Annotated in this window: 8 protein-coding genes; 5 read left to right on the top strand and 3 right to left on the bottom strand. The window is 44.5% G+C overall.

The window, feature by feature from the left end; all coding sequences use genetic code 11:
- Positions 1-21: 21 nt before the first annotated feature.
- Positions 22-1,029 (bottom strand): DUF4917 family protein, encoded by a 1,008-nt coding sequence (locus tag B3041_RS05565; protein WP_292969991.1) that lies wholly within the window; start codon positions 1,027-1,029, stop codon positions 22-24.
- Positions 1,030-1,326: 297 nt separating this feature from the next.
- Between B3041_RS05565 and B3041_RS05560 the strand changes: the two genes are divergently transcribed.
- From B3041_RS05560 to B3041_RS05540, 5 genes are all read left to right on the top strand, one after another.
- Entirely contained in the window at positions 1,327-2,544 is a 1,218-nt protein-coding gene (locus B3041_RS05560; protein WP_292969989.1) for a DNA cytosine methyltransferase, read from the top strand.
- A complete protein-coding gene (locus B3041_RS05555; RefSeq protein WP_292969987.1) occupies positions 2,541-5,099 on the top strand; it encodes a hypothetical protein in 2,559 nt (852 codons plus the stop codon). Before B3041_RS05560 ends, B3041_RS05555 begins: the two co-directional genes overlap by 4 nt.
- A gap of 15 nt (positions 5,100-5,114) precedes the next feature.
- Entirely contained in the window at positions 5,115-7,205 is a 2,091-nt protein-coding gene (locus B3041_RS05550) for a hypothetical protein (protein ID WP_292969985.1), read from the top strand.
- 19 nt (positions 7,206-7,224) lie between these two features.
- A complete protein-coding gene (locus B3041_RS05545; protein WP_292969983.1) occupies positions 7,225-13,065 on the top strand; it encodes a DEAD/DEAH box helicase in 5,841 nt (1,946 codons plus the stop codon).
- A gap of 814 nt (positions 13,066-13,879) precedes the next feature.
- Entirely contained in the window at positions 13,880-14,713 is an 834-nt protein-coding gene (locus tag B3041_RS05540; protein WP_292969981.1) for an HNH endonuclease, read from the top strand.
- 540 nt (positions 14,714-15,253) lie between these two features.
- Here B3041_RS05540 and B3041_RS05535 read toward each other — a convergent pair.
- Together B3041_RS05535 and B3041_RS05530 are read right to left on the bottom strand one after the other, a co-directional pair.
- A complete protein-coding gene (locus B3041_RS05535) occupies positions 15,254-15,961 on the bottom strand; it encodes a hypothetical protein (protein WP_292969979.1) in 708 nt (235 codons plus the stop codon).
- A 591-nt stretch (positions 15,962-16,552) separates the two neighbouring features.
- On the bottom strand, positions 16,553-17,560 hold the full coding sequence (locus tag B3041_RS05530) for a DUF4365 domain-containing protein (RefSeq protein WP_292969977.1): 1,008 nt from the start codon (positions 17,558-17,560) through the stop codon (positions 16,553-16,555).
- Positions 17,561-17,598: the final 38 nt, after the last annotated feature.

Raw genomic sequence — 17,598 nt, 5'->3', positions numbered from 1 at the left:
TTATCAATTACAGTCCCTGCATCAAACTTCTGGTTGCTGATTCCAGCATCCGGGACTTTCACTGTCAAAAAACTCTATCAAAATGTTTTTCCCAAGATTATCTTTGATTAATTGGTTGGCTCTATTGCAATACGCTTGGTCTCTTCTGAATACAGATACTGCGACTTTTTTTATGCCTGCACCAGCCATTCGTTTTAATAGATGCACATCATGCTCTCCCATTCCCCAGCCTAGAATAACAAGATTTTCACGCTGTTCGGTAAGTACTTCCCGGTAAACCGTTGAAAGATAAAAACTGCTCTGAATCGAGTTTACTTTTTGTTCATGCGTTCCTTCACTAACAAACAGAGGAACAACTTCCTCGCTTTGCCACCGCCTCAGAATCGATTCAAGTAAACCTGCATTCTTAATATGAATTTTACTCTCTTGTTCAATACGATTACGGCACAATATGAGGCTGCCATGTGGATAAAAAACAAGTGTATTAGATTGTTCATTTCCAAGCATTCCTCTTAACCGTTGCCAGTCTTGCTCAAAAAGGCCTCTGGCAAGAAAGCAGTCCTTAAACCGATGATGATCGTTGAGACCCAGACCATATGTCATTGTCCAATAGACTATCAGATCGTAGTTAAGCGAAATGACTGTGTTAAATCTTTTCAAAAACTCGTAAATATATGGCAGCTGTTCGTCAACTTCATCATGCTCAGGATGCACATCTCGTACAGCTTGAATAAGGCATTCACGTATTCTGAGGTAGGTCTCATGAGTGCGGGCATCTTCAATTTCTAATGATTTGTTGACGTTTGACGCCTGCCAAACAATACGCAGAATGAGTTCGAAATCTTTAGTTTGGAAAAAGTCAAAAAGTTTTCGTACATCTGCCTCCAGACTCTCTTTTTGGGTGACGTGTTCAAGAAGAGAGCCATATGCAAAACGAGGACTGACGGCGATGCTTGCGCCGTTACCCAGCAAAATTGTCCCATCATATCGTGGTGCCAGCTCAGACCAAGGGAGAATGGTAAACGACATCTTAGTTATCTGCTCCAATAGTGAATTTTTCTAAATAAAAAACAATTTACAGCACAGATGCTGACTGTTTGCATTTTCAACATTGCCGGTTCAACAGTCTTGCTTGATGGTTTTAAGAAAATATTTTATTTTCAGTTGCTTGAATGCGTTTTCGCATGACCGACACAATTATCCATATAGATATTATCTTCCTGATTTTATAGACTATCTAGTTAAGAATACCCCTTTCAGGAAATTGAACGATGCCCCGATTCAGCAATACTATTTTATGGTCAGGTCATGAGCACTGATGCTGTCATGAGTGACAATCATTTAACAGAACCTCACGAGGCAGGGTTTACTTTCTATGAGTTTTTCGCGGGCGGCGGTATGGCTAGGGCTGGGCTGGGAAAACAGTGGCGATGCCTTTTTGCCAACGACATGGACCCGATAAAAGCATCGACTTACATCGATAACTGGGGGGACGAACATCTCGACATGCGTGATGTACGAGAGGTTACCTCCTATGAACTGCCGCTCCACGCTGATTTAAGCTGGGCGTCATTTCCTTGCCAAGATTTGTCTTTGGCCGGTAATGGCTTGGGAATTGGCGAAAGAGATTCCAGTGCCGATGAAACCACGCGTTCGGGTGCAATATGGCCATTCCTCGATTTAATAAGCAGGCTCGGGGAGGAAAACCGTAAGCCGCCGATTCTTGTTCTTGAAAATGTTCTTGGATTGCTGACGCTGGATAAGGGGAGCCATTTCGCCGCAATATGCCATCAGCTAAGCAAAACTGGCTATCGGTATGGCGCAATAATCATCGATGCAAAGCACTTTCTACCGCAGTCCCGCCCCCGCGTATTTGTTGTTGCGATTAGTCGTCATGTTTCCATTCCTGAATGTTTGGTTTCAGAAGAACCTTTGTTGCAATGGCATTCACCTTCGCTCCTACGCGCCTGCGATGCGCTGGCGAAGGAAGCTCGCAATGACTGGATCTGGTGGTCGCCTGGCGATTTACCAGACGCCAGAATGAGGGAACTGGACGACTTAATCGATTTTGAGCATGAAAACGCGCTATGGCATTCTGCCGAGGAAACACAACGGCTTATCAGTATGATGGCACCGGCTAATCTGGCGCGTCTGGCGAACGCGCAGGCATCCGGCGAGACAATTGCAGGCAGCCTTTATTTACGCATGCGCAAAGAAAAAGGCGTCAACCGGCAACGGACCGAAATAACGTTCTCGACAGTTCTTGGTTGCCTGAGAACGCCAAAAGGCGGAGCTTCTCGTCCTCGTATTATCGTTGTAAAAGGCAGCCAAGTGAAAACGCGTTTGTTGTCGGTCAAAGAAGCGGCGGCGTTAATGGGGTTGCCGGATGATTTCATCCTCCCGGCTGCGTATCAGTCAGCATTCAAAGTGATAGGTGACGGCCTTGCCGTTCCTCCCGTTCGTTTTCTGGCAGAACGTCTTCTGGAGCCACTGGTGATGGCAGTCCGAATCAATAGTCAGCGGACGGAGGATATACCTGAATGAACTGGACGTCTCTCGTTACGCCCGATGGTTGGGAAAGTAAACTGATTGATTATTTTCTCCGGTTCGGTGCCGGCGGCGACGCGCAGGATATTCGCTGGTTTGAAGTTACGCCGTCGACGCTTGCGGCAGCATTCGCCGACAGCAGTGCTAATGCGAATGAAATTGAAGAAGCGTTTCGAACCTGTATGTCAAAAATACGGGATCTGCCACAGCGCCTTGAATACGGCATGATAGAAAAGTCGACTCGTGATACGCCCGGATTTTTTACTTATCTGGTCATGACGTTGCTTATTAGCAGCCAATTCGACGCACAGGAAGAGCGCAATGACTTTCGTCTGAAGCTACAGAACTGGCTGCAGACCTCGCATAGTTTTCAGAATTTATCTGGCGTCAACCAGATGTGGGAGGCATTAGCCGAATGGCTTAACCAACGAATTCAGGAAGGTGAGTCTTACAGGCATCTTGTCCTGCCGCCGCGGGATGGTTGGGTTCAAATCGGTCACACCTTGCGGTTGGCATTCCCTAATAAAGCCGATCTACGCCTGATGAGCGAGTGCCTGGAACGTTATCCGCAAGCGGCCGCTGATCCGCGCCAGTTAATCAAGTATTTTCAGATTGTTATTCAAAGACCTGGCGTTTCTTATGCGCTGAAGGAGGCTTACGCCGAATTCAGAGACGCGTGGTTACTAGGGCACCGCGCACTATTCGATATGCCTTTCTGGCGCCTGCGTCAACGGGCGTTCGAAATATCATCCGGCGCACCGCATCATCAAATCATTATTGATATGTATGTCGACTTTGACGGTTCACGATGTTATTTCAGTAGTGTGGGCGATACAGGCGAAACCGTTTTTCATCCTGTGTTATCCAAAGCTCTTAAAGACCGTGGTGCCGGTAGCAGCGAAAATCTGGGGAAGGCGTCGCAGGCCGGCTTACTATTTTTTGATGAGATCGGGCACGGGCGCTGGAGAGCGAAACCGTCTCCTGACGTAAACTCGCAACGGTTTCATATTGCCTTATCCAGTAAACATTCCGTACAGATAAGCAAGCGTCTCAACGGTTATATTGTAGAGGACGATTGGATTTTAACGGTCCAGCCTGTGAACCTAGTTTCGGCGATGGATATATTTCGCTTACTAAGACCCTCATGGGGCACTCAGGGTGATGACGTCACGCGCCCTCAGCTATACGGTGGAATACGCCTCCCCGGCGGATGGCTGGGATTACCCGCATTTTTGCCTTTTATTGAGTCAGATACGCTACGCTACAAAATATATTCATCCGGGAATGATGAAGCAGGAATCAACGTTTCTGTAATTGATGGCCGTTTGATTTCTTCTGTACCTCTTAACTGTGAACTTTCCATCGAGCCAGCGCTTGAGTCGGGAGAAAAAACTCCGCCGTGGCGGCGTCGCGCGCGTTTTTTCACCTACGCTGTACCGCACCCGACTTTAGGCGAAAGTGCAAGATACCGGTTTGAGCCGTATTGCGACTGGTCGACGTCTTCACTAAAGGCGCCGACATTTAATTTCGAAGAGCAGTTTCAATGGGAAGATAGCGAAGTATGTTGCGATCATCTTCTGGAGGCGATATACGCCAGCGGAGCAAGCGGCTGGGAAGAGGCCGAGTTAATCGCGCTTCTAAGGCATGTAGACGGGAAGATCAACGTATGGCATTTGATTCGTTGTTTACAAAATGCGGGTCTGATCGAGCCACGCCTGCGTCCCGGATGGAAAGGCCGGGCATGGACGCTGGTTAAATCTTCATTGCTTCATATTCGTAACGGAGAAAATTCTCTAATTGTTGTGGAAGGCGCAGTCTGCGCCAGACTGGTGGATGATTTTCAAAAAGTGGTCGCTGGGTTGGGCGGAAAAAGTTTTCGTCGTTGCGGCGTTAGCCTTTGGTCGCCCCCTGTGTTTGGCGCTGTACTTGCTGATCCTGTTGCGTTATCTCAGCGTCTAGGATGGCCGCTAATCGAAGCCTCATCGTCATCCGATACAATACCGCTTTCACTAGCCACGACAGAACGCGCTGCTGAATTACATGATCTAGCTGCGGTCTGGGACTGGCATTCAGGGCGATTTCAGCAACATGGTATCCAGGATAAAGAATCTGTGTCGCTGTCACTGCATACTCATCCTGGAGGGCGAGATCATGATATCTATCGGGTTATTTCCGGAAGAAAAACAACACATTATCTTTCCCGAACCGCAGCTATTATCGCCGCTGGCGCAAATAACAGGGAACCCATGTTTGAACGCGTCGCTAAAAATCATCTGCAGTGTCTTATCGATGATTGTGGCCTGCCCGACGTATTGGCTACGGGAATACGGCGTCACGCGCTCAGAAACGGAGGTCCGATGGACTCCGGTTACACCTATCCTGTCGATGACATATCTTTCCTCTGGCTAGAGTCGCTACTTCCGGGATGTTTTTATTCTCTCTCGTCAAATGGCGAGGACGATTCAAGCCGAGTGGTTTCAGTCAGTCGCCATTCTGGCGGAAGAATACGTCCGATATGGAGAAACGGTCGGTTAACACTTACGCTGGGATAATAAGGAAAATTAAAAATGAGCAACATCCCTTGGTATCTGGGTCAATATGATCGCAGAAATTATCAGTCTTACCTTACAGCTATTGCGCAGGAAACACCTGATGGCTGGCGTACGATCGAGAACCCTAAGAAACTGTTTCCTCGTACGGGTGAGGTTGAGTTTAATGACTCTGATGCTTTGTCGCTCCGTAAGGGCGAATGGGCCGCTTTTCATGTTGGGCTAAGTACTCGCAACAGAGCGCAAGCGAAACGTGCTCGCCGTATTTATCCTTATTATGATTTATCTTCCGGCCAGTCGCTGCTGGAAGCGCGTCGCCAATTGAGCTTTGATGGCATAGCTACAGATGGTGAACCGGGGTTGTGGGCTATTCGTTTTGGGCTGGATGGCTTGATTCTGGCAAATCTGGCTGAGTCGAAAACAGGCTGTCTGATCATTTCCAAGAGTCAGAACGTCTATGAATATGATTTCCGTGAAGGCGGCGTGATTTCCGTATCAGGCATATCTGAAAACGGAAAATTGTTTTATATGCCCGATGCCGATGCGTTGCCTACCCAGATCCATGACTGGACGCCGGATAAGCAGTACATCGAATACGTCATTCAACTTCTTTCCTGCGCTGATTTGACGGTCGAGATCTCTTCATGGCTTCGAGTGCATACAGACGAGCAAAACGGAAAATTATCTTCCGGCGTCGATGCTATTCTGGCTGCTGCTCAAATGCTTCGGGCAGGAGAGTTGGCTAAGAAACTGGAAGAGGAGGATTCTCTGACTCGTCAATTTACCGAAGCTGTTTTGAAGGACCAGCACATCATCCGTCTTCTCGAGCATCAGATACAAAGCATAGCGGAAGAAGAGCGAGTCAAGTTGCGCGCCCAAGAGCATAAGGCGCTCGATAATGAATTTTCGGCTGAACGGCTTCGACGTCGTGAAGTTATTGAAATGGAAATGACCGTTTTTGATAAGACAAGGAAAAGCGAAATCGAGGAGGAGATTGCACAATTATGGCAGCTCCAAAAAGAAAAATTACAGACTGATTTTGCAGAAAATAAAGCGGATATAGAAAAAACGTTCAATCAGGAAAAAGAGTATCTCGAAAAAGAAATTAGCCGTCTGAAAGACGCCAACAATGAGTTATGCGCCCAGAACGAAAATCAGCATCATATATTGGCTTCCTTAACCTACGATCATGAAGCATGTTTAGCATCTTTAAGAGAGACCGAAGAACGTACTGCTCAGGCAAAAATTGAACTCGAAAAGATGGATGTCGCGATTGCTGAGAAGTTTCGTCATATGGCTTATTCAGTATTCCCCAAAGTATGTCTTCCGACGCAAGCGAGAGTAGTATCATGCGAAGAATTCGGCCAGCTCGTTAGAGAGAACAAATTGCTGACACCCAGCGGAAAAATATTGATGACGCAATTTCTTGCGTTGATGTTGGCCGGTGAATGTCCGTTGTTATTTGGTCCGGAAACACAAGACTTCCTTGCTGTTGCTGAATCGCTGATTTCTTCAGGCCGCTCAATTCGACAGATCGCCGATCCAACGATAATTTCCTGCGAGGATCTATGGGTTCGTGCGGGGAATAATATGGCGACGCCGCTTTACCAAGGATTATTGTTGAGTGAAGCTTCTTGTCCCCGAACGATCCTCGCCGTGATTGAACGTGTCGAATGTTCCGCTGTGCGTTTCTGGTTGCCAGCACTGAAAGATCGACTGTACCGAGGTGATTTGCACCGACGCTTTCTGATTTGCGGCACCATTGAAAACGAAGATTGTGAAGAAACGGAGGAAATCAAGGTACAACATATTCGCCTACGAATGGAAAATGTCGTCATTCGGGATGCGATTGCGCTATCTCCTTTATATCTTTCTTCAGAAAATCTTAGCGAACTGGACCCCGGTCCAAAATCGCAAGGTTCTTTCCCTGAGAAGCTCGCTATCGCGGATGAAATGTCAGCCGGACGTTTGGATCTAGCAAATACACTACGGGCGATGAGAACGGCACATGAGGTGCTGCCGCTTGATACTGAAAACAAAGCGATGCATCAAAAATATTTAGTCGATTTATATGCAAATTTAAATAATGACGAGATGTATGCCCAATAAATTATAGGAGAAGGAAATCATGTTAGACCCTATTGGCGGTTTTCGCCGTATTCAGGACTTCTTCATTTCATATATAGAAACTAGCTTTCGAATTGCCGATCCTTCAGTCGCGGCCTCAAGACGCAATCTTTTGAATAGTAGCGGAGAATTTGCCGCTGAGCCTTACATTGAGCCTGTTTTGCGGTATGAGTCTTCTGATAAAACGCTTGAAGCTCTGGCCGAGATGGACGGTGGACCGCTCAAGAGCTTGTCTCCCAAAGGCCGTAAGGCGTTCGTTGAACTAGCGTTATCCGGTCTATTTGATTCGAAACTAGGTGACGAAGTCTGGTCGCGTCGTTCAGTCCATGCACCGTATAGCCACCAGACGCAAATGCTGGAGCGCGGTATTCTTCCCGGTAGACCCGGCATCGTGACATCTGGTACAGGTTCGGGAAAAACCGAAAGTTTTATGTTGCCTATATTAGCTGCATTATCGAATGAGGCTGTCAGCTGGGCCGCGCCTTGCGAAGGCTATCTGCAAAATCGGTGGTGGACTGGCGAAAAAACAAACTGGACTTCTCGTCGAGAAGGAGAACAACGCCCCGCGGCCCTAAGGGCGATGGTGCTTTACCCGATGAACGCTCTGGTTGAAGATCAAATGGCGCGTTTGCGTAAAACGCTGGATTCCGAAGGGGCGCGTAGGGTCATGGAGCAGCATTTCTCCGGAAACAAGATATTCTTTGGGCAATATACCAGCGCAACACCGATTACAGGCTATGCCAGCCATCCACGTCTTTCCGGAGTCAAATCGGAAAAAAGTCGCCGTGCTCGTAATCTTGAAAAGTTACGTAAGGCATTGAAACGGATTGATAACGATCAGCAGGCTGCACGCGCGTTCGATGAAAAAGAAAACACTGCGGAAAAGACTCGATATATATTTCCTTCGACAGACGGCGGGGAAATGATGTCTCGCTGGGATATGCAGGCTGCTCCGCCTGACCTCCTCGTCACTAACGCCTCAATGCTTGGGGCAATGCTTTCGCGCGAAGTCGAAGACGGTATATTTGACGCTACGCGCGAATGGTTAATGAATAACAACGACGCATACTTCTATCTGGTATTTGACGAGTTGCATTTATTACGTGGTTCTGCTGGAACTGAAACCGCGATGTTGATTAAGTCGCTAATTGTAAGACTCGGGCTTGACGACCCGAAACATCGCTACAAACTGCGTTTACTCGCGTCTTCAGCATCGCTGCCGATGGATGGCGTGGATGGAGAGCAATCTCGTAAATACCTACGCGATCTATTTTCGCCCTTCGGTACTTGCCGCGATGCTCTCGATGCCGGTAGTGATGATCCTGATTTCTGGCGTAACTGCGTCATTAAGGGAATACCTTATGTACCATTGAAACCAGAAGGAAAAATCGCTGCGCGGCCTTTCGCCGCATTGATGCGTGTTGCCCTCGAGGGGCAGGAAAATGTCGTACGCAATCTGAAAATGACGGACGCGCTTAGTCAGGCTTTGTCTAATGTCTTCTTGGCTCTAGACGTGAAAGCGCAAAATAGCATGCAAGGCATTAAACAAGCCGCTGAGAAAGCAGCAGCGTTGCTGACCAATGCTTGTATAGAAGATGGCAGCGAGTTGCCGCGAGCGATGCCGCCAGGAATAATCATTGATAAGGTTTTTCTGAAGGAAGACCCAAGTAATCAAGATGAATTGGAATTAGCATTACGCGGATTAATGCTGGTGCGTGCGCTGCCAGAATCGGAGATGGATTGCGATAAACCCGCCAACGTCACACCTGCTTTTCGCGTGCATACATTCGTCAGAAATATTGAGGGTTTCTTCGCCTCCGTATTGCCGGGAGAGCAAAAGGCGAAATTCTCCGATTTTTGTTTGGAGCGTGGTTTGTCGCACGCTCCAGCAGGCCTGGGGGAGAAACGAGGTCGCCGTTTATTCGAGATGTTGTACTGCGAGGCATGCGGAGAATTACTGATCGGCGGTCAGAAGGGACAGAAGGGCGGTAAGACAATCGAATTATTACCTTCGGCGACCAATCTGGAAAATCTTCCAGAACGCCCCGGCGCTGAATATTACGACGATATGACGTTGGATGAATTTGCGGTTTTCTGGCCTGTCGATACTGCTCATTCAAGCCCGGTAGGTTGTGAAAAAGGTTGGGATGTCTGGGATAAGGCGGTGCTTAATCCTGTTACAGGCATTGTGACGATCGGGCAGGAAATATTTCCGACAAGTACTGACGCGGTTCACGGATATCTTTATTTCCAAAAAACAATTCCGGGTAAAAAAGGCGAGCCGACAAAGAGACCCTTCGCGCAGCCTTTCTGCTGTCCTAACTGTGGCATTGACTACTCCAGCCGGCCTGCCAGCAATCGTACCAGAACGCCCATTCGCGCATTTCGTACTGGTGTGACTAAGTCATCCCAGCTTGTGGCGACAGAATTATTTGAATTGCTACATGCGATCGGTGCGGAAGCAAAGAGTATTGTTTTTTCAGATAGTCGGCAGGATGCGGCATCTATGGCGCTAGAAATTGAACGATTACACTTGCGCGATCTACGCAGGGAAATATTAGTCGCAGCAGCCAGAACGATGCTTAAAGAAGCAGAAAACAATTATATATCAGAAGATATTCTTAAAGATAAGATGACCAAAGCTATGCTGGCTAATGATGATAATGAGTACGGCCGACTATATGCTATAAAAAAACATCAAGAGGACATTGCTAATCTTTGTAAGTATAAACGCATAAAAATAGATAGGCTATTAGAGTCTGAAGGTGATTCAATCGGAAGAATTACATCTGAGCTGGTTGGGTTGGGAATATCACCATATAAGTATCGTTCCAGTTCAGATGATGAGGATAGCAATGTTTGGCATGCTAATTTTACTAAAGAAGATGCGGTCGTTAAATATAGCGATGGGCTATCTTCTCATGAAAAAATGAAGATAAAAACAAAAGTCGCCGGCGATCAATTTGAGCTGATAGATGATGTTATTTTTGCTAATACCTTCTTCGCGCTAGAGGAAACAGGTCTGGCATATCCATGTATATCAGATAAAGATGACTTACCAGAGCTAGATGCATGGTTAAGGGTGTTTTCAGGGGCGTATCGCGTTACAGATAATAAATATTTTGACTCTACACGTACCCGTGATTGGTATGAAGGCAGTCATGTTGAAAAAGAGAAAGTTAAGCGCGTCGCCAGAGTATTATTCGGCGATGGAGGGTATCAAGAAGGTTTGACGCGTATTTTAAATCAATTCTCTCAGCTTGAGCATAAGGCTGGGCGAATTAAGATCGGTAAATTGTTCCTCAAAATTAGTAAGCCAGGCGATGGTTATTGGCAATGCAGGAAATGTGGGCGAATTCACTTACATTTAGGGTTTAAGAATTGTACTCGCTGCTTAACCCTACTTGAAATTGAACCCAGCGGAGTTGTCGAAAAGCTATGGAAGGAAAATTTTCTTGGTAAACGCATTGTTCGTGGAGAGCAAGACGGAGTTAAACGTTTCAGGTTGAACGTCGAGGAATTGACGGGGCAGACAGATGATTTCTCCGATCGCCTACGTAAATTTAAGGGCATTTTTGTTGATGAAATGAGTGAACTCGAAAAATTAGATGCGGAAATCGATATGCTTGCCGTTACCACGACAATGGAAGTTGGAATTGATATCGGTTCACTTCAGTCGGTTTATCAAGCAAACATGCCTCCTCAGCGGTTTAACTACCAGCAGCGCGTCGGCCGCGCTGGGCGACGTGGTCAGGCTTTTTCTTTCGTTATCACATTTTGCCGCGGACGAACTCATGATGCTTACTATTTCGCTCATCCTCATGCGATCACCGGAGATCCACCACCGCCGCCTTTTTTGGCAGTAGATCACGATGCCATTCCATTAAGACTTATGCGGAAAGTATGGCTTAGAGCTGCATTTAATCTTTTACGTGAAGAGGATCATAAAAAGGGAATAGCTTTCCCTGGAGATAAACTCGTTCCACCTGATATTCATGGCGAATATATTTCTACGCATGATTACTATCATAGCGATGAAAATAATTGGGCTGAGCGATTGCTAGGAGCATTGAAAGCAACTCAGAATATACATAATCGATTTATTAAAGCAGCAACGTTCGATCCAGAACAAAAACAACGTCTTAATTCAATATTAAATGCGGAAAACATAATTGATGAAATCTCTGAACTGAAAATTTATGTCACTGAAGAGGATATGGGGCTTGCACGTTTCCTAGCCGAGCATGGAAAATTGCCAATGTACGGAATGCCGACCCGGGTGCGCAACCTTTATTTGGGATTGCGGAAAACAAAAGGTCTAAACGCGCAAGAAGAATACGAATGGTCGACGATGGATCGCGATCTTGATCTCGCAGTTTTCGAGTATGCTCCTGGCTCAGTATTGATCAAGGATAAGAAAAAGCATGAGGTAATAGGCTTCACCGGTAATTACCAAGAACCGCAGGTCCAGAATAACCGAATATCGGATCTTTCGACGGTAGGTTCGTGGCAGGAGTCATGCAGCCATGTAGCAGTTTGCCCGGCATGTGGTTCAGCCAAGCTAGAGCTACATAAACCTGACAACGACATTAATTGCGAGGATTGCTGCACGCCGATTAGCCCTAACGAATTCAAGCTTTATATCACACCAGCTGCTTTTCGTACTGATTTCAAACCCAAGGACGATATGGATAGCTTTATCCGCATGTCGTTGAAAACCACAGCAACAGTATTGCATGAAGGTGTTCCAACAAAATGCGGTTCCTTCACGGTGCAACGCGGCGAAGTGACCATTCTACGTCTTAATGATGGCCCTATTAATGGAGAAAAGGAAGGCGAACGATTTAATGTTGACTTGGTAAACGACCAAAAAGCGCCAATGCCCTTTTCTACATATTGCCCGTCAGTTAACGGCGAGCAGGCTATCGATTCAGACTGGCTAAAATCGCACGATAACCCACGCTGGCAGTATCGCGGCGAGAAAAAAAGTTTTGGGCTTGTATCTAGCAAAGAGACAGAGTCTCTTCATCTTGAAATAACGAAATTCGATACTCGCCTTAATCTGAATATGGTTGCCAGATACGGCGAGTACATGAATTTGCCTTCGCGCGCCGCAGCTATTAGCGCGACCCAGATCTTGACGCATAAGGCAGCGCTCTATCTGGATGTTTCGCCAGATGAATTTGAAATGCTTGAACCCCGGCTGCACCTTGGTAAACCTAGACTGCAAATCGCCGATGCGTTAATCAACGGTTCAGGACTATGCAGGCGGCTTGCCGAACCAGCTACTGCTAACGGCTTCCCTCTGATAGTCAAACTATTACATGAGATTTTCGAAGAGAATGACAAATGGCCGATGGTTGATTTTTTAAAGAAAGATCACCCGATTCAATGCCAAACCGCGTGTTACAAGTGCATACAGCGCTATGGTAATCGCCAGTATCACGGTTTACTCGACTGGCGGTTAGGTTTGGCCTATTTACGGGCGATGGTTATGCCCGAATTCGCATGTGGTTTGAATGCCGCAGACTGGAACCAGCCGGAGATGACAGGATGGCGAGAAAGAGCATTTCAGTTAGCGGAAGACGTCGAGGCTCTACGACCAGCAACAATCAAATTGTTAAAAGAGTATTCGTTACCTGTTCTTATCGAGATTCAGGATGGAAAAGAACTCTGGCGTGCAGTTGTTACACATCCCCTATGGCAATCGAAGGAACCTGAGCGAAATGCTCTGATTGATTCCATGGGGCTAGCTGATGGGAGCTCTTCACTTAAGTTCATTGATACATTCGAACTGGAAAGACGACCATTGCGTGCGCTTGCTAACCTTAAGCTTAGTTAAAATATAGTAATAGTGCTGATAGTTGTTGATTGATGAGGTTTTATTGGATGCGTTTTCGATATGAAAACGCATTTATATAATTACATGGCATCGCCGGTTTTTATTTATAAAGTTTATCCGACTGAGTGTCTCTATGTGATAACAAGAGTTTAAGATAGATATAACAATGCAGAGCGAGTCGTTTGAATCTTGATCTATTAATTTATTTTCCCATTTATAGTGCAGAGATTACAGGTGAAGAGCTTCGTTCTTTTTAGTAGTGTTAAATTATCTTAATACGTGTGTTATCTAAGCAGGGGAGTGAGGATTCGATGATGTACTATGCTAAATTAAAATAAGGAGTATTTTCAGTTTAAGAACACAAAGTCAGGTATCCTATTCACTCATTAAAGCTACATTAAATGCTCCGGTGACATTGTTTTTTTAGGAGCTGTACATTAAAATAGCCTAAAGGTTTAGGGGGGGGCTGAAATGTGTTGAGTTGGAAGTGATGCTACTTTAAGTGTTGTTTTCGTTAGTTAAAAATAGTGGTTGGTTAAATTATTTTAGTTTTTTTTATTTTGATTTATTAAAATTAAAAATATTATTGTCTAAGGCAGTCTTGTTCAGTGGGGTTAAATTTAAATAAAACTCATCTCAGTTCCCTGGTGTAGGTTTGCCATACACGTTCTCCATTAAGGTATCTAATTGAAGAAAGTTGAGAGCATACTCCATTGTCAATTGAAAAGTAACTGGATAACATTACTTTTAATAAAAAAATTCATATTGGCAGTGATAACTATTATTTTATATAAAACCTCAAAAGATAAATGCGATGCAAATTTTTGATAATGATGGTATTGAACTAAATGCAGAGTGCTCTGTAGTTGAAGAAGATGGGGTTTATGGATTAATTCTTGAATCTTGGGGGCCAGCACACAGAAATAAAGACTACAATATAGCCCTCGATTGTATTATTGAGCGGCTGATTAATTACGATGTGCAAAATGTCGTTGTCTATCTTGCCTCATCGACAGCCAGAAAACACATGCCGTCCATAGCTGAAAGAAAAATCCATCCAGGTGAATACTTCGCTTTAGTTGGTAATAGCCCTAAAGATGTTCGTCAAGAAATGTGTAGTTATCAATCCCATTTCAGTAGTACAGGCAGAAAAGAAGTACCTTCAGGTAACAGGACCAAACGAATAATAATATGTGTTCCTACAGTCAATAGTGAAAAATTTTGGGACCGTGTAATATATGGAGAATCATCAGATATCTTGCAGCCTACAGATGATGAGAGAATTTTGAACGCAAGGGTTAGCCGACTGATAAAAAAACCTTTGACCGAACCAGACGGATATAAATCACCAAGCTCGATAGAGCGACTTCAAAAGGTCTATGTTAGAGATCCAGCGGTAAAAGCTTGGATCTTGCAGCAAAGTAAAGGCATTTGTGAAAGTTGTGGTGAAAAGGCACCGTTTTATTTAAATGATGGCAGTCCGTATCTGGAAGTACATCACGTAGTACCTCTTTCATCAGCCGGAGCGGATACCACAAGCAACTGTGTTGCAATTTGTCCTAATTGCCATAGGGCCTTACACTACAGCCAAAATGCAAAAAAACTAATTGAAACTCTTTATGTTAATATAGGCAGATTAAAGAAATGACTTCGTTCTTTACTAAGTGAATCGTTGCAGTGTACTTCCGCCTTTGTGACGCAGCGTACAGACTGGGAGGATATCAGGTCTGCTATGAATGAAGAATGGGCATCGTTGCATGGAAAGAACAACAGTTATGATAACTAATTGATGAAAAGGCATTCAATAGATAGAAAGCGGCGAAGGTAATAGAAGGGAGGTGTAATGAGGTATTTAGAGAGTTTCTACTCAAAGCCACGCACAGCTTGGCACTCACGTAATCAACAAAGTGTCGTATTGATTACCGTATTGTCAGAATATCCTATAGACTATTTTAGTTTTAATTGCACATTCAAACTTGCCGGGGTGCCCCTGATATCAGGAAACAATCAATCCTGATCTAGCCTTGGTCATACAAGCGTCTGAGTAGGTCATTACCATCATCCGGGACGACGGTAATAGTATTGTCTGTGTTAGTCAATTGGAGAAATAAAATAATTAAAGTAATTATATAAACCGCATATAATATTACCTCATAATTCCAGTGTGTTGCATTCCCCCTCATTCCTATTACTTCTTGGGTCTTACATATCCGTAATTCAAACTATAAACATTAAATGGTTGCGGGTACCTAGTGAGTACCTTAGAAATAACTTTACTTGTTTTTTCAGGGGTTAACCATTTAAAGATAATTATTGTATTTGTCGTGATGTCATAAACAGAGTTGCTCAATGACAAGCTTTTGATGTCAGAATAGTGAGATATACAAAAAGCCTGAGAGCGACCACCCAGCATATAAATGTCTTTGTGAGTAACTACTTCCTTCTTTAATACTACCTCAAACTGGCTATCTTTATAGCGGTCGATGCCTAGCTTAATATTCTTGATGTTATTCCTGTGTTGATTGAGGGCATTATGAAAGTAACACGATTTGTAAACTGCTATAAGATTAAGAATGACCTCATTTTGAGCTGGATTAGTTTGATAGATAAAGGATTGTTCGCCGATTTTAAGTGATACACCATGCTTAAAACTCTTCACGACATCAACGGAAGAAGACCATGAGGAAATTCGTTCCGGAAGACTATGACGCGCAAACACGCTAAACACACCATCCTTCTTCAAATTTATTTTCCTGTAACAAGGGAAGTCAACCGTTCTGTATTCTGCAGGGAGTTGTACACATAGTTTTTCTAATTTTTTTCCTCGAGCTGTAGTTGTACTTAGCTGCCAATCATTGATAGCTTGAAGTATTTCCAATGTGAAAGGATTATTCATGTGGCATCCATATGTCTTTAATTGCGGATTGAAGTTCAATTCTATATTTTTTAACTTGTTAACACATTTTTTTTGCCAAGTCCATCATCATTGAGGTTGCATCTTATTGATAAAATTCTACCTATGTTTGCGAGGTTCGCCTTTGGTAGGGAGCAGGCATGCCCGTACGGCAGAGTAAGCTGTGAGCGAAAAGTGGAAGCTCGCAATTAAGTCGCCCCGGCTATTTCTAGTATGGTCGTGTGTTAATCAACGGGAAATAGGCTACCGAGACTCTCCGCTTAGAGGCATATCCACATTACGTGGGTAGGATCACCCTGCATCTGACTTAGTCATTTCAGACCAGTTGCCATGTGTTTATCTTCCATAACACCGGAGAGTTCATGAAATTTCATCACAATTCCCCATTATGATAAGACAAAGAATTTAAAATTCATGAGGAAGGAACACTCTCCCCACAAGATTGATATCGATAATATTGCAATCAACTTTCACTCTGGCTCGCAGCAATTATGTCCTCTGGGCAAGGCCCGCTGTGAGCGACTTGTGGGAGTGGCGCTCGCATTTTCGATTGTTTTGAAGCGCAGCAGAGAACTAGTACGACGACATGTGCTTGTTAGGAATTTTTAAGTACTCCTGCTGAAATTTGTTTGTAAGTTCAATCCTTTTTATCTCGCTTGGGGTAAATAGCAATTGTACAAAACTCTCTTGTGCTGCGTGTAAGTTTCCAGTGTTTTCTATTTTCCCTTCCAACTTTAACTTATCTTCTAATTCATGAATGAGGCGTACCAATTTTTTACCTCTTGATGTCAGTGGTGCCATAAATGATGGCTGCATTTGACGATCATGCCAATCAATCATACAGTCAGAGAAATCAACATCAGCTATATGCTGGTGTACGATGAACTTTATATAATCAAACAGAAAGTTATGTTCTGAGTCACCCATTCCGACACCAAAAGGTGAATTTTGATTTTCCAGCTCTGTTTCTGCTACAGTTAATGCTACATCCATACTAAAATATAAAGAGCGACAGATATTAGTCAGCCCGGAGCAGAAAAGATTTAAATATGAGACAGGGAACGAGGCGTTTTTACTTTTTTCCCTAATCAAATAGTCAAGAACATCTTCGACCGACATGAAGTCTTGATCTATAACTGCAAACCCTTCAAAGAGTGTTTTAGCACTTGTAGATTGTAAAATATTTGATTTGGGTATCGTAATTCCCTTTGCATCTGTTGGCTTGGCAACTCTTAAAGCTTGGCGAGCATCTTGCCAATAACTTAAATTTGTATCGGGGTTGTGGATAATTATGAGTACAGGCAACGGGAATCTTTCCCAATAAAATCGGTGCTTCTCTTCTGGGTGGAAAAGCCAATCTCCGTTGCTTTCCTTAAAAAAGGAAGGACCTGACTTTATTTGAACAGCGATCAACCTTCCTGTGGCAAATCCCTCAGGACTGACATACTCAATCTGGCCATCAATTCCAACGTCAGCCATTGAATTTTCACGCCAAATCTGGCCCATTTTTGCCATAGCTTCTGCTACAGCATTTACACCTAATCTTTCTTGAGAATTAGTCTGGTTATATTTGGGAAACATAATTTCCTCGATTGCCTAATGACGACTACGGTGGCCGC

Origin of the sequence: Pantoea sp. UBA4549, from assembly GCF_002387285.1 — a bacterium.
Classification (GTDB): Bacteria; Pseudomonadota; Gammaproteobacteria; order Enterobacterales; family Enterobacteriaceae; genus Pantoea; species Pantoea borealis.
This window is presented reverse-complemented; position numbering and strand designations above follow the sequence as displayed.